Here is a 24,804-nt window from a genome sequence, read left to right on the forward strand (position 1 = left end):
TGCTCTTATCAAGACAGTACTAGCAGGCTTAAGCCCGCTTTTCTTCTACTTAGAAGTATAAAGGTAAGCTACAAAGAGAAAAATAATACCAAAAAGGAAAAAATATGATTGGACTTATAATAGCTATTATCCTGTTTAATCTTATTGCATTTAGAACGAACATAAGATTAACCTTAAACCAAATCCTTCACCTTTGGACGTTCACTATAGCTTTTCAACAGATTTTCGACCTTATGATTAATATTAAATATCATGGTTACTGGTACTTTACAAAAGGAGTTGACTGGAAAGCAATACCTGCTCACCTTGCACTACTCCCACCTGTGAATATGTTGTTTCTAAATTGGTATCCGTTTGAAAAAAATATAAGGCACAAAATTGGTTATCTAGTTATATGGGTCATTGCCATTTTAATTTATGAATTAATGACATTGCTTCCTGAACCATGGGGATACTTTCATTATGGGTGGTGGAAACTATGGTATTCAGCTATTGTCAATCCTATCTTATTTCTAATTTTATTAGGTTATTATAAGTGGGTGCTTAAAGCAGAAAATAAACTTCTTACAAAAATAAATAAAATTTAATATATTGAACAAACTACACAAGATGCTGTGAAGCATCACTTTGGAAATCCTCATCTTTTTGAGTTGACAACATGTATTAAGAAAAACTACTGATCCCTGTTCAGTAGTTTTTTCTGTTTTTTAAGCTGCATATAATATACATCCTTAGTTAACATAATGTTTCTTAAAGAAACCAAGCAAAAAAATGAATCCATGCAGGACAAGGGTTCGGAGTAGTATGGCTTTTATCGGATATGCAGCTTTTTATACATCTTTGACACACTAACGCTTTAGTAGGAGACGAACGAGAAAAAAATGTATAAAAAGCGCATGTTTTATGCATATGCTCCTATAGAAAAATATAGTCTTTTTAGCAAAAATATGTTAAAATATATTTGCTAAAACAATTATGTTTCATAGTATCCCTTAAAAAGTTGCCTTACTCCAATGCCAATAGGATGAGGTGGCTTTTTATTTTGTTAACGATAATAATTACTTTAACATTATGTAATAAATTTAAATTTCTTGTTCGTAAAAGTGTACTTTTACGGACTTTTCTTTTATATAAGAAATCTATCATTTTTAACATCCCTTTAAGTTTTAAAACAAATTACGAACGTTTTTTAAAAATCACATACTTTTACGAACGGTTCTGGTAGAATAAGAGGAATAAAACATAAAATGAGTATCTAAATAGTAAAAAAGGGAATTTATTCAAAAAAATCAGGATAAAGGTCCCTAAATAAAAAGACGTAAGGCTATTAAAGATCCTACGCTCTTTTTATTTATAATTTTAAAACATATAAAATGACTACAAATTTAATCTGATAGTGAATCAACATATTCTTTATAATCCATTGCCATTGCAAAATTCACATGTAGAAAATAGATCCTCCAACCCTGTTCCGTAACAAGCATCACATAATTTATGGATATGTGGAATCCTACCCTCTTCTTGGTTAACCGTAGATAATTTTTTAAGTTTCTTTAGTAGTTCTATCAAGCCCTAATTTTCCTCACGTGGTTTGTTTACCTTTATTATAAAATTAATAATTTGCGCCTCCAAGAATTATTTAAAGTATATGTAATTTTATGAGTTAAAAAAGTCCTAACCATAAATTTTACAAATAGAGTAATAAAATGCTAAAAAAGAGAATAAATAAGTCTATTTGACCATTCTTTTTCCAACATTAAGTGATAAGATACTCTTAGTTTTTTACATATATAATACATGGGGGAAGTTTTATGAAAAAAATATTGACATCGGCCTTAGCGTTTTCTGTATCTTTTGGTCTTTTAACATCTATGGACCTTAAAGATGCACAAGCAGCTGAAAAAGATTATGTAAGGTTATCAGGAAAAGATAGACTGGATACTGCTATTCAAATATGTAAAACAGGATGGCCAACAGGATTAACTAGTTCTGAAAAAGCTGTTATCCTTGCAAGATCGGATAATCCAGTAGATGCGTTATCTGCTGCAAGTTTAGCAGGTGTAAAAGATGCACCAATTTTGTTAACAAACACAAATTCTTTAGACAGCCGTGTCTTAAGTGAAATCAATCGTTTGGGAGCAACGAAAGTATATGTATTAGGAAGCACAGGAGCGATTAGCCAAAGTGTTGAAAATACATTAAAAGCAAACAACAAATCTGTAACTAGATTATCTGGTGCGAATCGCTTTGACACAGCTAAGAAAATTAATGAAGAAGCTGGCACCTCTAAAAATACAAGTGCAATTGTCGTAAACGGAGACACAGTAGTAGATGCCTTATCTGCAACAAGTGAGTCTGCAATCAATAAGGTTCCTATTTACCTTACACGAACAAATAATTTACCTATCTCTCTACCTAGTACTGTTAAAAACGTTGTAATTTACGGCTCAACAGGTGTAGTGAGTAGTGATGTACAAAATCAACTTACAAAACAAGGCAAAACGGTTAAACGTATTGCTGGTGGAGATCGTTTCTCTACAAACGTGGCTGCTTTAAAAGCTTCTACTATCTCATTTAAGAATACAATCCTAGTTAGGGGTACTTCGGTAAAAACAACGTCTGAAGACTACCCAGATGCTGTGGCTGCTGGAGGACTAGCTAATAAGTTACATGCAAAAATTGTTTTAACACATCCAACAAATACGAACCAAACGGTAAAAGATTATCTTTCAACAGATAGACTTCCTACGTATGTATTAGGATCATCTGGTACACTTACAGATAGCGTATTAACTGGTCTCGGTTATGATGTAGATATTACAAAAACTTTATTATCTAAGGACCTTCTTAAGCAAGGTAAGTTACCAACTATGGATGTAGCAATTGGTGCAACTGCAAATGAAGTAGTTAGTAAGTTTGGTAAACCAATTGAAGTGTACGATAATTCTAGAGAAAAAGTTTTGTATTATGACTATGACGTTTTTACTTATTACTTTGACTATAAAACTAAAAAAGTAGATTATATTGATGCATACGAAGACAAAATTAATATGAATGAGTCAGAACTTATCAGTGCATTAGGTAAACCTCAAGACTCAGAATATTACCCTGAAGATGGTATTAAAACATTCTACTATGAAGTAGGAAATTACGACTTTAGTGTAGATATTGATCCTGATTCTAACAAAGTGACTTATATGAGTCTTTCTGTGCCTTTTGAATAAAAATGACCCCCAATTTTCTAAAGTTGGGGGTTATTTTTATATAATTAGTCATTTATGACGTAGATTTACTATTACTAGAGGATTCTAAGTATTTACTTTTATACTTTATAATTAAGTACCCTCCTAAACCTCCAATAGCCATAAAGAGTAAAGGCATCATCGGTAAAGCGTATCTGTTAAAAGACAGGATACTGCTGTTGAAGTATGTTTGGAAAAACAACAATAAAGCTATAAAGATTAGCTCTTTTCGTTGCTTCTTCAGTAGAAAGAACGCTGCTATCAATGAAGCAAACCCAATGACTTTTAAGTAGTTACCGGCTTTATTAACAACATCGAATGGTAAAAAGATTTCTTTTGGAAAATATTCTTTATGCCATAACAGTTGTGGTTTTATATAAAGGTAACTCTTTATAAAATATTTCGGATTATGTTTCCACCAGTAGCTAATTCTCTCCTTGGCTACTTCTTTTTGAGCCTCCATAATTTCATATTTATTTGCGTGAGGATGCTCTTTGTTAATTTGTTCAACAATCTCTGAATAGTTTCCAGGGGTAATTCCTTGACCGTAAAAACTTCCTAATAAAAGAGGGTTTCCACTCCCTCCTGTTAAAGGAATAAACTGATTATAGGCTGCATAGTTACGAATCCACCATGGTCCCATAACAATCAATAGTAGAACTACACTCACAGAAAACTGTTTCATCATGAGCTTAAAGGGATACTTTTTAATTAGTAAATAAATGAACAAAAATACAGGATATAAAGCAATTTGCACACGTAAAAATAAAGCTATAAAGTAAAACAGTAACATGATTAAGAATGTACTCATATTTTTCTTCTCTACTAATTTAAGGCTAAAATAAATAAGAGCCAGAAAGGCAGGTAAAAATGGACTTTCAGTTAAGGTGATGTTGTCCATAAGTACTTGAGGCAAGTAGATAGCTAATAAAAAGGCTGCAATTAATCCTGCTTTTTCATTAAATAGTTTAGCCCCAATTTTATATAGAAGATATATACTTAATGTGCCCAAGAGAATAAACATAATTTTTGTAGCGATTAGGCTAGCATTTCCAGGCCCAAATAACAAAATAGGTAGCGACAACAACCAAACTTGTCCAGGCATAATATGGACAGTTGGAATTGTATGTTCTACGTATGTTAACATGCCTGTTTTTAAGAGGACTTCAGCACTAACACGATAGTTCGCATCGTCACTTTGTAAATTTAAATCATAACCATATATAAAAAATGTTAATATTCTTAAACAAAACCCCAATAAAAGGATAGCTATTAAATATTTATTTAACTTCATAAATTACACACTTGCATATTAGGCCTCACTGAGTAGAAGTAAAGCCTATAAATGCTACTCCTATCATAATAAATGTACATCCAATGATTTTGTAAACAGTAATTGATTCTCCAAATACAAAATATGCTCCCACAGCAGCCAAAATATAAGCAATACTTTGGATAGGGTAAGCAACACTTAGAGGCACTCGTGTAAGGATGAAGAGCCAAAGAACAGTTGCTAGGCCATAAAGAAAAAGGCCTGAAAGAACGTAGGGAGATAAAAATAATTTGATAACAGAATAGAAAGATTCAAAAACATTAGATTTAGATTGAAGGCCAAATTTCCATAAAAATTGACCCGAAACTAACATTAAAGTATTAGCTAATATTAATAAAAAATTGACAAGATTCATTTTAATGACGATCCTTTTCTTTTGTTTGCAAATTATGCTTTAAAAATGCTATTTGTTGAGTTAAATCCTTTAATTTATCTTGTTGTTTTGATAAGATAATGTTTTGGTAAATCAAAATATTTAAAACAACAATAAAAGCTAATAAAAACAGTAAAGAAGGTGTATACGCGATTCCTATTTTATGAGTTATTTTATTAAAAATAGGTAATAATATAGCAATAATGATTCCTGATAAAGAAACCATCATCCAAAAAAAAGCCACTTGATCCTTTAACTTGTGTTTACTTGTATAAATTAGTACCTGAATAAAAAATATTAAAGCAATGCATATCGAAACAATTTGTACAGCTGTCATAAAACCACCTAAAATACCTTTCTCACTAGCGAAAAATACGTAACTTTAATCATATAATAAATAGACTTAATTGGAGTTATTGATGAAACTCCGCCCTGTCGAGCGTTCATATCTACTCGTATTTCATTGATTTTATATCCTTTTTTAGCTAAGTCTACAACTACCTCCACTTCAGGATAATCTTGCGGATAATAATCAGAGAATTCTTTAATTATTTTGTTGTTTACAATTCGATAACCTGAAGTAGGATCTGTAACTTTATTTCCTGTTAAAACATGAATTAGTTTATAAAAATAAAAAATGCCTAATCTCCTGATAAAAGTCCCTTTATATGCTGTTTTTTCAACAAATCTTGAGCCAATTACCATATCATAATTTTTTGTTTCAATCTCATCGATAAGTTTTTTTAAATCTTTTGGATTATGTTGGCCATCTGCGTCTAATTGAATAGCATAATCGTAGTTATTTCGTAAAGCATACTTATATCCTGTTTGCATTGCTCCACCAATCCCTAAGTTAACTGGTAAATCTAAATAATTAAATTGGTTTTTCTCTAGTATTTCAAGTGTTTTATCTTTAGACCCGTCATTAATTACAATGTAATCAAATTCTTTTAATGCCTCTACACTCTTTACTGTATCTGTAATACTAGCTTCTTCATTAAAAGCAGGAATAATGATAAGAGATCTCTTTGTCAAAACTTTCACCCCAATAAAAAATTCATGCTAGTTATTAATGGAACCCATATAGTTAATTAGCCTGTATTTTTCTTTTTTTGTTTATGTTTCTTTTTACACTCCATTTGTAACATTAACTTAATATTTTTCATATTTCAACATATTTCTGTATTAATATAATCTGTTATTTTATACCCTAATATTAGTTTTTTAGTTTATAAGCCTAATTAAAATTTAAATAACAATACATATAGTTCACACAAAATAAACATTTCGATACTTGATCTATTTAATAAATGTTAAATATCCTAAAAATATCGGGAAAGAAACATGCTATAATCTGGACATAACATTCATATTTCCCCATTTCACTTTGGTTTTAAATGCTAAGATTAAATTGAAAAAGGAGCCCCATCGGCTCCCTTAATTAATTGTTATCTTTTAGTTAGGTCATTGAGGTACCAACTTATTCTTGAAGAAGGTTCAATATCACTATCAATGTATAGATAATTATTGTTTAAGTTATCCTTCTTTTTAACTTTAAATGCGATATCATACTTTATAGTTGTATTAGAAGGAAGATTTTTAAACTCTTCAAGGCTAGACGGAATTGCTTCACCCTTAAAAGTATCACCCGTTTTTGAATCTCTCACGAAGTACTTAAATTCTGAAAGGTCATAAGGCTTCTTATCTTTGCGTATATTTTTAACTTCAATCTTAGCTGTAACTATACCGAAGTTTTTATTACTTTCTTTATATGTAGCCTCTTGTATAGATTTAGTACTGTAATCACCTTTTATCCCCTGACCGTAGACTAAGATTCCTCCCTCTAACCGTTTTCTATCCTTATTTCTTTCTTGTTCAAGAATTTTGGCATTCCTAAATTCCTCTCCATTTATTGCATTAATTATTTGTACTTTTTCAGCCTTGTTAGCAGAATTAACAGTAGTATCTGTACCACAAGCTGTCATCATAGTTGCAATTGTCATGGAGATGTACGTTGTTTTTGTAAAGACTTTCATGGTGAACCCTTTCTATACATACAAAATTTAAGTTATATGGATATCTTACACTAAATATAAGGGTCTGTCTGCTTAACTGCGAGAAAAAACATACCTTTAAGTTGTGGACTTTTTTACTATATATCAGTATTTAAGAAAAGCAGCAAGAAGTACATCATGATAAAGTGTATAACTATGCTGAATACCCAGATCAGGGTAATGATAGCTACAATAGCTTGTGATTTAGCTTACTTCCAGAGGTCTGTAAATGTACCTTTCTCTTTTTTATTTGCCTCTATTAACTTCGCGTTAGGAGCTAGAAAATACCTTTAGTCTTCCGGACACCTTTGTATACCTCGTCCATTTCATAAAAAAGATAAGCGACTAGGCCAACCACTAGCACCTATAAGTCAAGCACCTCTTACACAATCATCTACCGATCTCTTACTGCAGTAAGGGATCTTTGTTATTTTTAGAGTGGACATGCAACCTTGCTGCTGTAGCTACATAGTATCTAAGGAATCACTACTTCACTCGCTAACCAGTATCTATTTATTTAATGTTACCGCATTAATACAAGCTTTATTCGTTCAGTAAAGCTCTTCATGGAATCTGTAAGGGAGCTGAGCCGAAGAGGCGAAGGGGGCGACCGGATGTGTTGAGCTGAAATAAATGAGACATGAAAAGCGAAAAAATAAAAAGAATGAAAGTAGGTGCCAACATGAGAAAAACACAATGGTTTGACTTTCGAAACTTCTTTCATAAACCTTCTTTAACCTCCTCCATAAAACCTCGTCCTTTTAACGCTTATTCGTTTGTTCCTTTTAGTCCATTTGCCATGCTTGATCCTACCATTCTAACCATAGGAGGAATTGTCTTAGGAATTGCCTTCATTGAACAGATATTAGAGCGATTGGGTGTAATAGATCTTGCCGATCAGTTTGAAAAAGTGATGCGGTTTATCTTACCTGTCACCTTTTATGGAGTCTTATTTTATTTCTTTGTGACATTTATGTTTTGAGGAGGGGTTTAGATGTTTGAGAAACTAAAATTGCGTGGAAAGCTTATTAAAGCGTTTCGTACAGCAGAGATTTATCGGGTCATAAAGCGTGGGGATCGTACCTCCTATCTGTTTCCGAAAATTCATCAAATCGATCATCAGAACACCTATACTCGGTATACTTTTTCCTTAGTGAATGGCATTGATCCTGAACTTTTAGTTAAAAAAAGATGGGCACTACGACAAGTATTAGGCAGCAACATTGAAGTAAATGGCAGTCTAAAGAATTTTAGTATCACGGTCCATCATAAACACCTACCTAAGATGCTCAACTATAGTTATGAAGTCATTCATCCCCATATTAAGAAAATGGAGCTTCCCGTATGCATTGGTCAAGATATCTATGGAAACCCCGTTTCATGGGATTTTGCTGATTTAGAAACGTTACTGATTTCGGGCGAAATTGGAGCCGGAAAAAGCAGTCTCATGCGTGTGATCCTCACAACATGGGTGAAATATACATCGCCTGAAGACTTGCGCTTAGTGTTAGTGGATCTCAAACGAGCAGATCTAGGGTTATTCCACCGGATCGAGCATGTGGATGCGCTTTGTTTTGAGGCCAAGGATACGAGAAAACCTTTTGCTTTATTACGAGCTGAGATGTACCGAAGAGGCGATTTATTGTTAGAGCACGGGGTCACACATATAAGCAGGCTGCCTTTTAAGCTACCTCGTACCGTTGTGGTAATTGATGAAATGTCCATAGTGAAGAGAGAAACGGAGCTTGTAGAGATGATCCAACAGTTTGCCAGCCAAGGTCGAGCACTAGGTGTTCATACAATTATTGCGATGCAGCGTCCCGATGCCGATTTGTTGAATTCAGCACTAAAAGCCAACTTACGGGTTCGGATCTCTGGAAGGCAGGCCGATGCGATAAATGCAAAAGTAGCTGGAGTAATCGGTGCGGAAGAAATCGATGCCGCAGCCAGGGGGCGCATGAAAATTAAGATCGATGAGGTCAAAGAGTTTCAAGCCTTTTTCTTAGATGAAGGAGCTTGTAAGGAAATACTTTCGCCTTATAAAACGCTCGTGAAAGATCCTGAACCTGAACTAGAAGTGGCATCACAATCCATCTTTGGTTTATTAGAGAAGGAGGAGCAGCGATGAGTTTCCGTTTATCTCAACGTGATAAAGACATCATAGCGTTTATTAATCAATTTAGAGCCGTGGATCGAGACTCATTAGTTGACCTATTCTTTAAACAACTGAAATCGCCCGTAAATGCATGTAATAGCGTGATGGTACGTTTATATCGATTGGGGCTAATTGAACGCACACAGCAGTATTCTCCGACGGTCTACTTACCTGTAGATGCAAAGATTAAAAAGAATTCTCAAAAAATCCTCCATTTCCTTTCAATTCTAGATATCTATAAACAAATGTACACGTATAGTGCGCCTAAACAGATCATTGTGGAGGATAAACCTACTGGACGAAAAGGAGGCATCGAACCAGACCTCTTTTGTATTTTTAAAGGATCTCCCTTTTGGATTGAAATTCAACGTAATCAGTATTCCGAACAGAAAATGCAAGCGAAGATTAACCTTTATGAAGAGTTTTTCTTTTCAGATGAATGGAAGACATTGCATTGGCAGCCAGAGGACCGATCAGCCATCTTCCCTTCCGTCATTTTGATTACGCCTGTTCGGTATGCTGTTCATTCTGACCATATCCGCATTATACAAGTAGCAAGTATTCATGAATTGATGGAGAAATATAAGGGTACGGGTAAACAACAAAGAGACGGAAAGCTAAGGACATCAGCTTCTTCCGGTGAGATTAAAATTAATCTCACATAATGATAAAGAATATAAAAAGCTATCTCGTTATTACCAGGCGAGATAGCTTTTTAGTAGGATTGCTAATTATAAAGTACCAAAATATAACCGCAAGTAAACAATAGCACATTTTTGCCATTATGGCTATTTTTGGATGAATTAGCATATGTATAAAAGGTAGGTTTCTTATACATTATCCTCTCAACGGGTGAACGGGAAAAATTGATCATATCAAAGATGTATAAGAAACCGCATATCCAATAAAAAAAACCTTCAGAGAGCCCTTATTTATAAGGGTTTTTTCGTTTGCTTGGTTCCTTGAAGAGTGATTATGTTAACTACCTTTGTATATCGTATACAGCTCCTATGCTAAAATTAGATTACCTTTTTTTAATTAGTATATGGGGGAGAAAATATGAGGGGACGGCCAGAATTAGAAATAGAAACAGAAAAAGTTTATAAAACTAAAAAAAATCCGAATGGAACATTTATAGCTCGGATTATTCAAGTACCTAGGGAAGAAAACATGTTAGATTTTATTTTAGAAATTAAGAATCCGAAGAAGAAACAGTTTTCTTATAAAAGGGTATTAGTAACTACGGAAAATGAGTACCATTCCTTTCGTCTTGCCAGGGGAGATTTAACATGGGTATCTTTAAATACACTTGCGGTATGGGACGGATTAGGTCATAAATTAGTTGAAGTAGCAGCTTCAACAGGTAAAGAGAATTATCGTATTTCTGATGAACACTGTTCAGCTTACCGAGAAAAGAAATAATTATCATAGCTTTCTATAAGTCACTAAATAAAAGGACTTTAAAAGTTAAAGTCCTTTTATTTCCGATAATGCACATTATGGTAACTAGAAGTAAGTGTTCTATACATATAAAATATACGTAACTAAGTACATTAAAAGGAGATGTTTATATATTGTTGGATTATATACGGTTAGACTGAGATTTACCTATCTTATCTCAATTACCTAATGGCTTTAAGTCTGCTGCTATTCTATTACATCTTTTTATTCAAATGCCATCTGGTTGGGAAAAATCAAAGAGAGAAAACTCTTATCAGCATATATATCCTAGTGACGAGGAAATGTTTAACCTTGGGGAACCAATATCATGGAAAGAAGTAATGTCTAAGAGTAATTTAAGATCCTACAAGGAATTATCCATAGCGTTGCAAACCCTTACTGGTGCGCCTAGCGATGAATATAAAAAGTTAGCTTCCTATGTTAAGCTTAATTCTGATTTTTATTACCCTGAAGAAGATCGTACATCATTATTTATATTAAATAGTTTATTAAAGATACTCTGTTCAAAAGGGGCAAATACTTTATATTTTTCTGAACCTATTCATGACACAAATGGTTCATTTAAAGTCAATGATATGTCTTTGTTAGAAATAGCTAACTTATCTCCTAATGAGTCAATTATTACAGATGAAAATAAGGATTTTGCGTTTATGGGGATCTATGATTCTTTTATAACATTATTTGTAGCTAAAGATACAAATATCGAGGATATAATTAAATCCCTTAATCTTGAAGCTTTAATATGTGACAAAGAAACATATCTTAATTGGTTTATTTAATAAGTACCGATAACTGGTTTTATGTTAACTGGAAATAAAGATATATGTTTATATAGACAGTTTAGATTGTGTTTATTTTGGATAAGAATAGAGATGTCACCTTCCGAGGGTTGACTATTGACAGGCAGGCACGGATTAATGACCTTCTATTTTTTTAAATAGAGGGTCATTTCCTTTAAGTATCAAAGAAAATATGTAAAGGCATAATAATTTTATCTTTTATATATCAAAAAAATCATTTGGTTGCTTACTCTTGTCAATTTTCTTTATAACCGACATAATTTTCTTTAGGGTTTTCGGGCTTGGTTCGTATTTACGGTCATTACATAATGTTGATATAGTACGTTTAGAAAGTTGACTTTTTTCCGCAAATTCGTTTTGTGTAATACCTTCATGATCTAGAAATCTTCCAAATTTACTTCTTTTTGGGTTTTTCCACCACAACTTAGAACACTCCTGTTTTTAATAACATAATTTCCAAATCAAGTCCAAAATATACAATATTTTTGCATTATTTTTCATTCTTTTGCACATAAAGGACAGGCAAAGACCATATGCTTAATTAAGTAACTAAAATTACAGTTAAATTTAGAGAAGATTCCATTAAACTAGAATACTGTCGATATTTTTGTCATAATCATATAGCATGAATACAGTTAAGACCGCCTTGTACACTAATACATAATGGGCGGTCTTTGTTGTGAATATTCCTTTGTAAGTGAAAAGTTTAACGGAAAAGGGACTTGTTTCTATACTCTGGAAACAAGTCCCTCTTATATTTGAAAACGAATAATTTCAAAAAGCGCTTATCGCTTTTTGTGCGCTTTTTAGCGTTTTGAACGTTGCTATTATAGGGATAGAAGCGCTTTTTAATCCTTCCCAAAAAGCTTCTGAAACAGTCCCTTTTTCCCTTCTGCTTGTGAAGCACTTATTTGTTGTTTCAACTCTTTAATTTCATTTAAGATGATATCTGTATGTTCATTTTTATGGTCATCTTTATTATCATCGTTAATGCTCGTTTCTATTGCCTCTTTACTAGCAGCAACTTGTAATTGCATCTTAGTGATAGCCTCAAGGAGTAGTTTATCTCGTTTTTGCATCTCTTCTAAAAATAAAGCATCTCGTTTGGCTATGAAATCACTAAATTTCCTTTCTAAATTATCAATATAATTATCTAAATCACTCTTAGATAGCGTTATAGTATTCTCATCTTCCTCTTTTTCTGTAATAGCGCTTATCGCTTTTTCTGCGCTTTTTTCCTCAATAAGCTTTGCTGCTACAGCTTTTGTCGCGCTTTCTAAACTCTCTCTTTGAGCCAAAAGAGTCTTTAAATTCGCAAGTGCGAAAATCTCGCGCTGGTAATAAATACGTTGTCCTTTATGATTTTTCTCAAATTCATACCCGTGACTCTCAATCATAGAACTCCAGTTTCGAAGGGTTGCAGGATTGATATCTAGGTGCATATATACTTCTTTAGCGAATACACCGTATTTGTTGTTCATATTCTTCCTCCTGAATATATAATATCTAATCTTATTCTCTGTATATGTATAGAATCCTTTATATTATATCATAGCGCTATTTGCGCGATATTTAGTTTAACCTTAGTTTAACTTGCGAGAAATAGAGTTGTGTTCAAAAATAATAAATTCAACTCAAGTTAAACTAAAGGTGAGCTTGAGTTGATTTAGTAATTCATTATAAAAGGAAAAAGAAAATGCCTCTGTATAGAATAACATACAGAGGCATTTTAAGATTATTATATATTTGTAGTGTGACCTTGTTTAATTGTAGCTTTAAATCAATTTTCTTTTAGCTATTCGAGTGTGAAAGAGAAGGGACAATACGCTCATTTGATAGGTATGTCTTTTCCTTCGAGAATAGCTTTAATCCTATAATATCGGGATGAACCTGTACAGTGGCGGAACGATAATGTAACCCGTGATCTTCTACCTTAGGAAAATCATTGTTGAACCTCTCATTGTACTCAGGTTTAAAATAATTGATTAGAGCTGCTTCCGTTGCATTTAAGATTTGATTATTTAATCCCAGAGGAGGATTTTTTGTGATCTCTTGTAGTTGAATTAGATCCTCGTCCTCACTATCTATTTCCTCTAATAATTGTGATTTGAACTCCAATAATAAAAGGGCTAGATCTTTTTCAGGATATTCACGTAAAAGAGCTGCTTCAACCTTCTGCAATATAGGATCAGACATCAGCTCTTCAGCAGGAAGGCGCTCTCCATTTTCTCCAAATGCCTGCCCAATATAAACAATCTCTATATCTAGGTAATACTTTGAATCCTCACGGTAGGCATGAAGAAGATTTAACTCGATAGTGCCTTTTTTCCAACCTGTGAATACCATCGCTTTACGTGGCTTCTCATAGTTAAATTCAAATTTTCTGTGATCAAATTCCGGCATATCATCCGAAAAAATAGAAATGTCCAGTGTCTCTCTTGAAGTATGTTCTCCTGTCCCAACGATTACGTCAAAACGTATATAATTTTCAAAGAATTGGATAGAATCTTCATCTATACTTAATTTTGGGATTAAAGTGGCCACGTAAATATTATATCTTCGATCATCTGGCGATAAATAATCTAAATCATAAGGGTAACTTAAGCTTAGATGATAAGCCCATGTTTACAGTCCAAACTCTAGCATATGTTTAATATTCATAGCTCCCCCTTAGATTTTCTTTATTTTTGATATTCATAGACAACCGGAACTTTATTCATTTTCACCGTTTTAGCCACAACATAACGACGATAGCCATCTTTTAAGACCTTCGATCCTTTCTCAATCGTTAACGGCTTGTCAAGGTGTCCTGTACGCTTTACAAACTCAACAACTTCTTCTGTTTTCACAGGGTTTGGACGTGTCTTTAAGAAGGCTTCGGGAACGATTATCTCGTCAAAGTTCACAACATCCTGTGTCCCTTTTGGCTGAGTTGGTTGCTGCGTCTTTTGTGGCACAGCCTTTTTCTCTTGAACAGGCGTTTCTTTCACTTTTGATTGTATAGTTTTATCTTCTTGTTTCGCTTCTTTTTCTACAGGCTGAGAAACAGGATCTTGTTCTTCTTCCTGCTTGGTAGCTGCAACCTCTTGTTGTGCCTTAGAAGCCTCTTGTCTCGCTTCTTTTTTATCTTTTGAATCATTGGCTTCTTTATCGTTTTTATTCGGGAGAACGGTAATCTGAAAGCAGATGATACCAATTTCTCCAGGGCACTCGTCAATGGGAATATCTAATGTTGGTTCCCCTTGAATTAAGATTTTTTCATGCATAATACTCTTTTTTGTCAGTCCGGTTTTATTAAAGGCTTTCTTGGCAACAAACACGGTATACGAAATAAACGTACTCTTCTTCAGACCTTTAGGCGCAGAAGGTGAACCTTTTTCTCGCATATCAAAGGCAACGTAGCGATCGTATTCTCGTAAGGGTCCTGTCGCAGATCCTGTTATTGTCATTTTATGGGGCATCGTGATCTCCTCCTACATAGATTTATATATTAATTATTTAGAAACATGTTCTAAATAATAATACTCTTACTAAACATCAGCTTCCAAGGGATTTCTTCACGTTTGAATTAGGAAACTGAGCCTTTTATTTGGGCCTGTTCGTGTAATAAAGCTTGTTCTTCTGGTGTTAAGGCTTGTCCTAGATCCTGTTTCAGCTGCGCCATTTCGAACGAACTGTACGTAGTACTGTGCTCTTGGAATAAGTTTTCTTCTTCTGGCGTTAGTTCTTGCCCTAAATCGTGCTTTAATTGGATCATTTCAAGCTGTTGATCCAGAGAAATAGCTGTTTCTTGTGTACACGCTTTTTGCTCCTGTTCAGCTTGTAACCAAGCAGGAACCAATTCCTTACGGATGATATGTTTAGGCGTAAATCGTGCTGCTGTTTCAGCTTCAGTATGTATGTCTGACTCAGATGATTGTTCTTCTTTATTCTCTTTTGATAGATTTGTAAATTGATTGTAGGCAATTTGATAAACAAGACGGCACATTTCATCCAGTGATAGGGTAGTACCCTTATGATTCGCCTCATGGACATATTTATCTAAGCCTACAATCGCTGTATAAGCAACTTCATGAACTTGTTCTTTCATAATCTCAATCTTTGTATCTCGTTTTACTGCTTTTGCCGCATTTTGAATACGCGCATAAAAGTCTTTTAGTTGATGACCATATTTACCTGCGTACACATGATTTACTTTTTTAGGCACACCTTTGATATACGCAAATGACTGTGAAGCAGATATTAAATGATTATTTAAATGATTTTTAGGTAAATCAAGGTTAATAAAGGGGGACGATGCTTTTTCGTCCTCAAAGTTTGGTGTATCAACGTTTTCAGCACTTTCTGGACTTGTCACAGGAGTTGTCACAGGAGTTGTCATTTCTTCTTGTTGAAGTGTTTGTACACCTGTTGTATCGTGTGCAAAAAAGATTTCATCACAAATTTGATCAAAATTCGTATGGCTTTTAAGGATAAATACATAGCTATCAGGATGAGCACCTGTTGTATCTTCTTTGATATATCGTGCCACGATCATAAACGGTGTTTCCTTTAATGATTTTACAAAGCGAGAAACGGTACTTTGGGATACATCAAATTTTTGCATGAGTGTTTTTGAGTGAATCGCTTGAATGCCTGTAGCAACAAGGTTATAAATCACGTAATCTAACATTTCCATCCGTTTTTTAGGGAATACTTTATGTAGGGCTACTTGTTGTTGTTTAAAGTAAGTACGAAGTGTTTCTAAAAACGCTTCTTTCTTTTTGCGAAGGGTCGGTTTTTCTTTCCATAACCATGTGAATCGTCCATTGAAGGTATTTACATCTTGTAAATAGCAGGTAAAGAGCTTTGTCATTTGTTCATCGTCTCCTTTAACGAACACAAAAAAGACACTGTCTCCCTTATGAAAGGAAAACAATGCCGTGATTTTGATGAACTAAGCCCTTGAAATAGATGTCAATTTCATATAAAATAAAACCATAAGTTTTATTTTATAGAAAAACTAACTCTATTAACAAGAGACTTCGACAAGTGTTTTTCCTACCGTAACTAGGAGGAACGGTTTAAGAGTGTGTCTGCACTACTTAAACAGTTGAAGTCTTTTTTCTATCCGCACGTTTTTGTTAGTTTTATTATAGCGTTAACTAGTCTCATAATTCAATAAAAATTAGCAAAATATATCAAAACAAGTATATTTAGCTACGAGCGATCCTATATTGTTGTAGGAATCACCTTTATCATATATGAGGTTTTTAGAGTAGGGGAGGGGGAAAAAGTTTCCCCTCCTCAAGTATTCTAAAGTATGTTATGATGTGTAGTTTTTATTATTTTTGGAAATTTAATGAATGAATACAACTTCAATGGTAAGGGTAAATGGGCATTCTAGGTAGTGCCATTTTTTATAGTCCTTTTTCTAAAAAGGGACTATAAAAAATGACACTATGCAAAATTCCAAAAGTATGATAAAGGCAGCTTCTACTTATAAATGTAGAAGCTGCTTTTTTTATTAATATGTGAGGGGAAAATGGTCCTATTGGAAAAGTAGGAGCTCCAAGTGGTGAGCTTACTTATGAGAAAATTAGTGCAGTTCCGTTCTTTTTTTGTTTATATTTGAATCTATTACAAATATCAGATATAGTGTCGCCAGGATATCTAATTTTGTTTTTTAGCATGTAATCTTGAATGTATTAATATGTGACTATGTCGAGTGAAATCATCCGGCCTTTCTATTCATCATCCCCATACTTCCTCATCAACTCTTTTAACATATCATTTAAGTTTTCCATAGAAATTACATAACGTTCCATCGTCTTGCTTTTGACTTTAATTAAATTTTTAAGAGGTCCTTCTCGGTCGAATTGTTGATTAAAAATGGCTCATGTGTGAACCTAATTCTTTGAAAATTACTGTCATGATTGTTCATGTTTTCTTGCTAACTCATCAAGTTTTTTTACAGCAGTAGGATCAACATTTCTTATTTTAGGTTCCATATTTTATTTGAAATCCCCAAAATACTGGTACCCTTTAAAAAATAGAGAGAAGAGCATAAGGGGTTTTTGCTATCACAAGGTGTGATAGGCTAGGCAGAGCCTAGCAAAAACATGATATTATGCAAAATCTTCAAGGAACCCCCTCAACGTATCCTCAAATTAAGAGGCAGTCCCTTCACGGGCCCCTCAGTGATTACAATATTTGTGCAAGGAACCCCTTCGCCGACCCTTCATAGTTGGTAAATGTCCCCTCAAGGGTCACTTCATTTTGAAGTGTTTTTTTGAAAAAAATAAGACAGAAGCAAGCGATCTTTTTTTATTTCTTTCGCACGTTCATGTTCAAAACGGCCATTTCATTTTACTTACAATACAAGTGATTTACGAGTGCTTTTTTATAATTCATTAATCAACTTTTATTCTATAAACGATGACCGTTCTAAAAAAATATACATTCACAAGACGCCGATATTTATTTTTTTCATGTTCAAATGAGTTAGAAAAAGATTTTATAAAAAAAAAATGAACAGCTATGGAAAAGTCGAGACAGAATCAAAAATTGCGATAAAAAAAGATACTATTCAGCTCAGTGACGAAAGCATTCAGCTCTATGAAGATGAACAAAAAAGTTTGCAAGAAAAGCTGAAAAAGTTGAATAAAAAAGAACAGGATTTGGTCATGAAGTGAAGAAAGGCATGTTCACAGTAGGTTCACATTCCCTATTTTTCTTCCAAATTTCGTGCTTTTGGAGGTTCACAGCAGGTTAACATGAGTGGTTTTAGGTTCACAGTAGGTCCACAGCAAGACTGTTTTCTTGACCCCATCGTTTTGCTAGGCTTTGCCTAGCCCCACACCTATGGTGGGGGCAAAAACCCCTTATGCTCTTCTCTCTTTTGTAGTGGGGAACCACACTTTATAGGAAAAAAACAAATATTATGGATATGTTTTTAAAAAATATCGATCTGATTGCCGTTAAAAAAATAGATGAAATTACGAAAGAAAAGAGCATTTCTTCCTGAGAATTTTTAAAAGTCGGCTAAAAAAGGAGGGAGGTACTAAGAGAGATAAAGGATTATGACAAAGGGAGAAAAGAGAAATTATAAAATGGATTCACGAAATTTTTTGCACGGAACAATGGGACACATTTTACAAAAAAACGGAATGCAACGCGAGAAATGGAACATTAAAAAAAGCAAAAGTTTAAATGGGAAAAGAGGACTCTTTTTTACCATTTTGTATCCTAGGTTAAGTTAGTTTTGATTCTATGTGAGGGGGATGGTACTCTTGATCTCGCTTTGCTCTGCTGTTTGACAGGACTCTTATATTTCTCTATGAGTACTTGCGGATTGTATGATTCGGATATAGCTCCGACTGGATAATATAAAGAACGGATGTCAAAAGGAAAAATGGCTAATAGATCTTCTAACTGCCAATATAAGAATTTCTACTCATAAGAAAAGAAAAATTCCTTATATAAATTAATCTTGGTTTAAGTTAGGAGCACAGCCTATTTTTTCTCGTCTTGGAAATCCTCCATCTGTTTGTTTGATATAAATAATGGATAAATGAACGGTTTGCGCGACACCTTTATGCATCCGTAAAGTTTCTAGATTATTTTTCACCTATTATTTCTTAGCAAACTGTTTTTCAATGGTAGCTGAAAAGAGGATCTTAAGAGCTAGAAACGTATTTAAAAAGAAATATAAACTTAGTAGTGGAGAAATGAGAAAAAATAGAGGTTACTATTTATACGAACTTTTTACACATTATTCCAAATATGAAACTATATTCCGACTTCATTTGCAGGTTTTTTACAAAAAAATCTATTTTTTTGTAAAAAAATACTTCCCTTTTTTCCAATAAGTGTTTATTATGGTATTTGTTAGCCTAATACGCTACTAATATGAATTGTAGGGAGGATTTGGAGATGAAATTAAAAAAAGGTTTAACTTCGTTGGTACTATGCGGTGCACTTCTAGGTTCAGGGGTAACAGCAGCATTTGCATCTACAGCATACGTGGGTGGTGGAAAATGGGACTATGGAACAGGCGGAGGAAAGGTTTGGTCAAACTATTACCATGGTTCTAAAGTACATAAATCTTCAGTGCAAGGAGCCTATTATTATGATTCTGGTTGGAAATCTCCAGGGGTAACATCTTATGCAAGTGCAACAGATAGAGCGTTTGCAGTCGATTATTCTTATTGGGATGTACAATAATACAGATTATTTTTATTTGTATTTTTCAGAATAATTGCTAAACATTACATTCTTTTACTAATCTAATAGATTTAATTAGTCATTTTTATAACAATAATTTAATTCCTGAGGAATGTTGGTATTTTTCAATATTTCTCAGGAATTCCTTATTTTTATATTTATAAAAATAAGCACAAAATTAACAGCGTACATATATCTAGTGAACTGTGGAGGAAAAAATAATAAACATTTATTTAACTATTTTTTCTCATTATGGCATAGGTTTTATGAAAATTATTAAAGGATTTCAAAAGATTAAAAAGAGTAATTATTTCAATATTAGCTTATAGCGGGGGACTATCATGAAAAAGATTTTAATAGGTCTAGTACTTGTAGCCTATGGCATTTCATCTTTTATGTTTATTAAATACTATGAAGTAAAAGAAATGATAGATATTAATTCATCTAATAAGGCATCACTAAATGTGGTTGAATGGAGTAAAAACGAAAGACCAGAAGATAAATTGAATAAGATAGATGAAATCTCAAGAAAAGAAAAGGTGAATATCTACAAAGTAGTATATAAGCCTATTGAAACTTCACAAAAGCAAAAAATAATTCTTTATTCCGCAATAAACGATGTAGATAAATTTAAGAAAGAATTTCCTTTGAAATCAGGCAAACTATTTACAGAAAAAGATTCTACAGATCTATATTTATCATCTCTAAATGAAAAAAATAATAAACAAGTTGGTAGAATAGATTTATTTTCACCCAGTAACATTATTGAAATAAGACCACTAAAAGCAGCAAAGAATGAAAATTTAAGAGGAACTTATTTAGTTGATAGTGAAAAACCCAAAGTTATTGAAAAAATAAAAGATGAATTGAAAACAAAAGTAGGTTTTAAAATTAAAAACCAAAAGCAATTAAACATTATAGATACCTTAGCAGATCAGGGATTTAGTAAATATCTAATAATTGTTCTTGTTATCATATTCATTTTAATTTCCTTAAGTTTTTTATACTATATTTTATTAAATTACAAAGAACTGGCAATAAAAAAAATGTTTGGTTACAGCGATAGAGAGCTAATTTTTAAGCATTTAATGAAAGAGAATGTACTAATTCATGCCATTGCTTTGGGAATAGTGATTATATTCCAAGTTATTTACTTATTCTTTTATAATAGAATAAGTAGGTTTTTAGATTTTAGCAGCGGGTGGGTCGTGTGGCAGCTTGTATTTACATTTGTGTCTATTCTATTTGGATTAGCGCCTTTCTTAATGGTATACCATATAAAAATTGCCGAAATGTTAAAAAATAAGAAACCCTTAAAACTAGTTCAGTTTTTAAACTATAGCTCAAAGCTTATATTTTCAATAATTTTAGTTATTCTGTTTATTAACTTCTTTAATAATTATCAAGAATTTACAGCACAAAATTCTAACTATGAGAAATGGAATACCACAAAAAATTACAGTTTTTATGAGATTCAGGATACTTCTACTGGAGATCGTGACGTTTGGGCATATGAAGTAGGAGTAAAGAGTAAGAAACTTTTTAATTTAGCTAGTGAAAAAGGAGCTATGCTTGTAAAACCATCGGACAGTATAGTATACAAAGGATTTATTGAAAGTGAACAATCTATTCCTGTTAGAGAAAAAGGCAATGAATACGATCCAGAACAAGGTAATACTATCCAAGTGAATCCCAACTATTTAAGGCATAATCCTGTTTACGACCTCAATGGTGAGAAAATAAAGTTAAAAGAAAACTTTGGCGACAATTTAATAGTATTAGTACCAGAAAAATATCGCGATTTCGAAAAGGATATTTTTAAAAGATATAAAGAGTGGTATCAATTTAAAAGATTTATTGATGAAGATACATATTATAAGAATACAGGAAAAAAGGTTAAACCACATAAAGAGGTTGAAGTAAAGTTAGTTTTTATAAAAAATAGGCAGAAACATTTTTTATATAACCCTAATCTAGAGATCGAGAATCAGAATTATGTTAAGGATGCTTTACTAGTAGTTGTTAATTCACAAAATATGGGAGGAGACAGTTATCTTAATTATCTGAGCGCAGGTTATTTTTTCCCTCATATAAATGATTCTAGTAATCCGTATAAGGAATTAAAAAATGATATTAAATTAGCAGACCTTCAGGATACAATTCTTACTACGCCTTTATTATATAGTGTTGTCGACGGTTATATGTTTAATTTACAAAATGAAATTAAAATGAATCTTTTCTTGTCAATCCTATTATTAAGTATAGAAATAATAATTGCTATTTTCATGGTTTTGAACTATTTAGAGAGAAACAAACTCATTCATTCGGTTCAAAAGATTAATGGATTCTCTTTTTTTAAGCGACATAACAAATTCTTTAGTATCGTAAGTCTTTTTTGGTTAATTATTTGCTTAGGGTTATTAGCTATTGGAATATCAACCGTTACAATGACATTGTTTATCGTATTAGCTTTTTTAGTGTTTGAATGGATATTAGTTTATACCACGATCAAATTTACAGAGAAGAAAAAGACGAAGGACGTATTAAAAGGGGCATAAGATATATGGAAATTGAATTACAAAACATATCTAAAAAATATGGAGATAAACAACTATTTAAAAATTTGAATTTGGAAATAAAACAAGGAGAAATGGTTGCTATTACCGGACAGAGTGGAAAAGGAAAATCAACATTATTAAATATAATAGGACTCTTAGAAGAGCCTGATTCCGGAGATGTATTTATTCAAGGAGTACAAAATGCTTGGAAAAGTGAAAAGAAGCAATTAAAATTATTTAGATATACAATAGGTTATTTATTTCAAAATTATGCGTTAATTGAACAAGAGACTGTGAGCAAAAATTTAGATGTGGCGTTAGAGTATGTAAAATCTCCTAATAAAAAAGAGATGAAACAAGAAGCACTTGAAAAAGTCAACTTAGCAGATAAAATAGATAAAAAAATATACCAGTTGAGTGGTGGAGAACAACAAAGAATAGCATTAGCTAGACTCATATTAAAGAAAAACGATATTATACTAGCAGATGAGCCAACAGGATCATTAGATGTACTAAATAGGGATCACGTACTTAATATTTTAAAATCATTAAATGCCCAAGGGAAAACTGTTATTATTGTTACTCATGATCCTGAAGTTGCTAAAGAATGTACTAGAATCATTAACTTATAAACTTTGAAATGGACAACGGTGTATTTAATATATTAGTCATTCTAAATCAAAATGTACTATAAATCATGGGATAATTTCAAATAAAATCACACTAGATGAATATCTAGTGTGATTTATCAAAAAATTCTAAGTTTTTTATTTCAACCTTGACATTTGTTTGGTAATAGAGGTTTGGATAATTCTTTCAGATCGTAACCAAACGTTGCTTTTTGACTGGAAAATTTCTAATGTATACTTTAAATTCCCCTTTTAAATCGGCTGTAATAATAGAAAATAATTTGTAATCTCTCTTACAATCGTATAGTATTTGCAATTACATAATTAATTATAGTAAGTAACAAAGGTGTAATATTATAGGTACATTAACTATTTACTTTTTTGATAAGTAAGAGATACTGAAGATAATATTTCTTCGTGGTTGACGCCTACATACAAGGCTTCCCTTGTTAACCTTAAAACTTCTTCTCTAATTTCTTGTATTCTAACTTCTTTATCCAATTGATGATCTTGATTAATGAATTTTCCTTTTCCTATTACTGTATAGATATATCCTTGTTGTTCTAATTTGTTATAAGCTTTTTGGATAGTATTTATGTTAACATTTAAATCATTAGCAAGAAACCTTATAGAGGGCAGAGGAACATTATTATTATATTCTCCACTGATAATTAGCCTCCTTATATATTCAGCTATTTGCTCATAAATAGGTTTTTTACCGTATTTATCATATGTTAACATGCAGTCTAACTCCTTATTTAATTTATTTTTTTCAAGAAATAATTAATTTTAGCTTTGTTCACCAAAAAAGTAGTACAGTTGCTACGCATCTTTAAAATTTGTAACAATAAATTATAGTAGAAGATTTTTTAAGATTCTGAAACTTAGTAACTCAAACAGATTCATATTCCTCTAATTAATCAGAGAGGTATGAATCTATTTGATGATATTAATAGCGTAATTAGCATCGATTCAACGTATACAAATTTACGTAAAAATCGTTACTAAAAGGAAAAATTACGATTGGTAAACGTTATGCGGGTTATTAATGAATATAGCATAATTATCTGCTATGCCTTTAGTGCTTCTTTTTTGTTGAGACAGCCTAAGAATATGACACACCTGTTTAATTAGAATGGCTTTCTAGTATAAAGAATTCTAATCATTAATTATTTTTAAGAATATTGAAATAGATATAAAAGTAATGAAAAGGTTAACAAATCTTTATTTACGTATATTGAAAGGTGATAAAATCGTAAACTAATTCATGGAAGTCGGGGATATTCAACTCCCTAACCTAGAGAAAATATCCCATATAAAAAAACAGCTAGAGTTAACTTTTTATCTAGTGTATCGATTTAAATCCAGTATTTGATTTAAAGAATGAAATATATCTAAGGTAGTTCACTTAATATTGAGCAAACTTATTTGTTGGAAGACAAATAGGAATTTTATGTTAAAATAATTATGTGAATTTTAAAAGGTTGTACTTGAAATAAGGTAAAGAAAAGTAAGGATGTGTTCCTTTATACATACGGAGGTGCTTTGTTGAGAGAGAATCAAGAATACAGAAGACATTGGAGAAAGTTTTTTATATTTACATTTATCGTTGGTTTAATTGTGGCAATTTTTTCGGTTGTTTCTGATAATTCACCATATTTAAAAGATGGTATAACAGTTTTTGAATTCATCATTTCATATTTAGCAGTAATGATTAACTCCTTACCAATGTGGTTTATTTTAGCAATGCTTGTTGGCTATATTTTTGCTAGAAGCTTTAAGGAGTCTGCGGTATTTGGAACAATCTATACGATTTCTGCAATTACATTTTACTTCGTAATTGGGCATTTCTATACGGATGCAGCAGTATCATTACCATTCAAAGAACAGGCGTTGGTTTATATAAAATGGTACGCAGCATCAGCTATTGGCGGTGTCTCTGGTGGAATTGTAGGGTTTTTAACGAAAAAAACGCCATATGTACAACTAACTTT

At 32.4% G+C, this 24,804-nt stretch carries 23 protein-coding genes; 11 read left to right on the forward strand and 12 right to left on the reverse strand.

The features are described 5' to 3' along the window. Positions 1 to 104: 104 nt before the first annotated feature. Together ACLHDF_RS31470 and ACLHDF_RS31475 are read left to right on the forward strand one after the other, a co-directional pair. A complete protein-coding gene (locus ACLHDF_RS31470; RefSeq protein WP_413922261.1) occupies positions 105 to 587 on the forward strand; it encodes a hypothetical protein in 483 nt (160 codons plus the stop codon). Between the two features lie 1,236 nt (positions 588 to 1,823). Then, a complete protein-coding gene (locus tag ACLHDF_RS31475) occupies positions 1,824 to 3,224 on the forward strand; it encodes a cell wall-binding repeat-containing protein (RefSeq protein ID WP_413922262.1) in 1,401 nt (466 codons plus the stop codon). A 52-nt stretch (positions 3,225 to 3,276) separates the two neighbouring features. On the opposite strand, the gene ACLHDF_RS31480 is transcribed toward ACLHDF_RS31475, so the two are convergent. From ACLHDF_RS31480 to ACLHDF_RS31500, 5 genes are all read right to left on the reverse strand, one after another. Then, entirely contained in the window at positions 3,277 to 4,536 is a 1,260-nt protein-coding gene (locus ACLHDF_RS31480) for an ArnT family glycosyltransferase (protein WP_413922263.1), read from the reverse strand. 25 nt (positions 4,537 to 4,561) lie between these two features. Further along, a complete protein-coding gene (locus tag ACLHDF_RS31485) occupies positions 4,562 to 4,930 on the reverse strand; it encodes an EamA family transporter (protein WP_177564444.1) in 369 nt (122 codons plus the stop codon). Between the two features lies 1 nt (position 4,931). Next, positions 4,932 to 5,285, reverse strand: coding sequence for a DUF2304 domain-containing protein (locus ACLHDF_RS31490; protein WP_098980001.1), 354 nt, complete (start codon positions 5,283 to 5,285; stop codon positions 4,932 to 4,934). Positions 5,286 to 5,293: 8 nt separating this feature from the next. After that, positions 5,294 to 5,983, reverse strand: coding sequence for a glycosyltransferase family 2 protein (locus tag ACLHDF_RS31495; RefSeq protein ID WP_413922264.1), 690 nt, complete (start codon positions 5,981 to 5,983; stop codon positions 5,294 to 5,296). A gap of 413 nt (positions 5,984 to 6,396) precedes the next feature. Then, positions 6,397 to 6,984 (reverse strand): hypothetical protein, encoded by a 588-nt coding sequence (locus ACLHDF_RS31500; RefSeq protein WP_413922265.1) that lies wholly within the window; start codon positions 6,982 to 6,984, stop codon positions 6,397 to 6,399. Positions 6,985 to 7,684: 700 nt separating this feature from the next. On the opposite strand from ACLHDF_RS31500, the gene ACLHDF_RS31505 reads away from it, so the two are divergent. The 5 genes from ACLHDF_RS31505 to ACLHDF_RS31525 all read left to right on the forward strand — a co-directional run bounded on the left by ACLHDF_RS31505 (position 7,685) and on the right by ACLHDF_RS31525 (position 11,397). Further along, positions 7,685 to 7,984 (forward strand): hypothetical protein, encoded by a 300-nt coding sequence (locus ACLHDF_RS31505; RefSeq protein WP_413922266.1) that lies wholly within the window; start codon positions 7,685 to 7,687, stop codon positions 7,982 to 7,984. 12 nt (positions 7,985 to 7,996) lie between these two features. After that, positions 7,997 to 9,130 (forward strand): FtsK/SpoIIIE domain-containing protein, encoded by a 1,134-nt coding sequence (locus ACLHDF_RS31510; RefSeq protein WP_413922267.1) that lies wholly within the window; start codon positions 7,997 to 7,999, stop codon positions 9,128 to 9,130. Beyond that, entirely contained in the window at positions 9,127 to 9,822 is a 696-nt protein-coding gene (locus ACLHDF_RS31515; protein WP_413922268.1) for a hypothetical protein, read from the forward strand. The genes ACLHDF_RS31510 and ACLHDF_RS31515 overlap by 4 nt, the downstream gene beginning before the upstream one ends. A 394-nt stretch (positions 9,823 to 10,216) precedes the next feature. After that, positions 10,217 to 10,579, forward strand: coding sequence for a hypothetical protein (locus tag ACLHDF_RS31520; protein WP_413922269.1), 363 nt, complete (start codon positions 10,217 to 10,219; stop codon positions 10,577 to 10,579). A gap of 245 nt (positions 10,580 to 10,824) precedes the next feature. Further along, complete coding sequence (locus tag ACLHDF_RS31525) at positions 10,825 to 11,397, forward strand: DUF2711 family protein (protein WP_413922282.1); 573 nt, start codon at positions 10,825 to 10,827, stop codon at positions 11,395 to 11,397. Between the two features lie 219 nt (positions 11,398 to 11,616). On the opposite strand, the gene ACLHDF_RS31530 is transcribed toward ACLHDF_RS31525, so the two are convergent. The 6 genes from ACLHDF_RS31530 to ACLHDF_RS31555 form a co-directional block, all read right to left on the reverse strand. Beyond that, positions 11,617 to 11,841, reverse strand: coding sequence for a helix-turn-helix domain-containing protein (locus ACLHDF_RS31530; protein ID WP_413922270.1), 225 nt, complete (start codon positions 11,839 to 11,841; stop codon positions 11,617 to 11,619). A 425-nt stretch (positions 11,842 to 12,266) separates the two neighbouring features. Then, on the reverse strand, positions 12,267 to 12,899 hold the full coding sequence (locus ACLHDF_RS31535; protein WP_413922271.1) for a hypothetical protein: 633 nt from the start codon (positions 12,897 to 12,899) through the stop codon (positions 12,267 to 12,269). 310 nt (positions 12,900 to 13,209) lie between these two features. Further along, positions 13,210 to 13,962 carry a hypothetical protein gene (locus tag ACLHDF_RS31540; protein WP_413922272.1) on the reverse strand — a complete coding sequence of 251 codons (753 nt, stop codon included), beginning with the start codon at positions 13,960 to 13,962 and terminating at the stop codon, positions 13,210 to 13,212. A gap of 137 nt (positions 13,963 to 14,099) precedes the next feature. Next, positions 14,100 to 14,879 carry a plasmid stabilization protein gene (locus tag ACLHDF_RS31545; protein WP_413922273.1) on the reverse strand — a complete coding sequence of 260 codons (780 nt, stop codon included), beginning with the start codon at positions 14,877 to 14,879 and terminating at the stop codon, positions 14,100 to 14,102. Between the two features lie 107 nt (positions 14,880 to 14,986). Continuing rightward, positions 14,987 to 16,273, reverse strand: a complete 1,287-nt coding sequence (locus tag ACLHDF_RS31550) for a replication protein (RefSeq protein ID WP_413922274.1) — start codon at positions 16,271 to 16,273, stop codon at positions 14,987 to 14,989. 2,610 nt (positions 16,274 to 18,883) lie between these two features. Further along, on the reverse strand, positions 18,884 to 19,027 hold the full coding sequence (locus ACLHDF_RS31555; protein WP_413922275.1) for a hypothetical protein: 144 nt from the start codon (positions 19,025 to 19,027) through the stop codon (positions 18,884 to 18,886). Positions 19,028 to 19,332: 305 nt separating this feature from the next. Between ACLHDF_RS31555 and ACLHDF_RS31560 the strand changes: the two genes are divergently transcribed. The 3 genes from ACLHDF_RS31560 to ACLHDF_RS31570 all read left to right on the forward strand — a co-directional run bounded on the left by ACLHDF_RS31560 (position 19,333) and on the right by ACLHDF_RS31570 (position 22,813). Continuing rightward, complete coding sequence (locus ACLHDF_RS31560) at positions 19,333 to 19,623, forward strand: lactococcin 972 family bacteriocin (protein ID WP_413922276.1); 291 nt, start codon at positions 19,333 to 19,335, stop codon at positions 19,621 to 19,623. A 341-nt stretch (positions 19,624 to 19,964) separates the two neighbouring features. After that, the gene (locus ACLHDF_RS31565) at positions 19,965 to 22,181 is read left to right on the forward strand and encodes a DUF1430 domain-containing protein (RefSeq protein WP_413922277.1); all 2,217 of its coding nucleotides are present in this window, start codon (positions 19,965 to 19,967) and stop codon (positions 22,179 to 22,181) included. Positions 22,182 to 22,186: 5 nt separating this feature from the next. After that, on the forward strand, positions 22,187 to 22,813 hold the full coding sequence (locus ACLHDF_RS31570; RefSeq protein WP_413922278.1) for an ABC transporter ATP-binding protein: 627 nt from the start codon (positions 22,187 to 22,189) through the stop codon (positions 22,811 to 22,813). Positions 22,814 to 23,179: 366 nt separating this feature from the next. Here the strand turns inward: ACLHDF_RS31570 and ACLHDF_RS31575 are convergent, their stop codons facing one another. Continuing rightward, a complete protein-coding gene (locus ACLHDF_RS31575; RefSeq protein ID WP_413922279.1) occupies positions 23,180 to 23,551 on the reverse strand; it encodes a GntR family transcriptional regulator in 372 nt (123 codons plus the stop codon). Positions 23,552 to 24,358: 807 nt separating this feature from the next. Here ACLHDF_RS31575 and ACLHDF_RS31580 point away from each other — a divergent pair. Further along, on the forward strand, positions 24,359 to 24,804 hold a 446-nt coding region (locus ACLHDF_RS31580; protein ID WP_413922280.1), incomplete at its 3' end, for a hypothetical protein.

Source organism: Priestia megaterium, from assembly GCF_046599315.1.
GTDB lineage: Bacteria > Bacillota > Bacilli > Bacillales > Bacillaceae_H > Priestia > Priestia megaterium_F.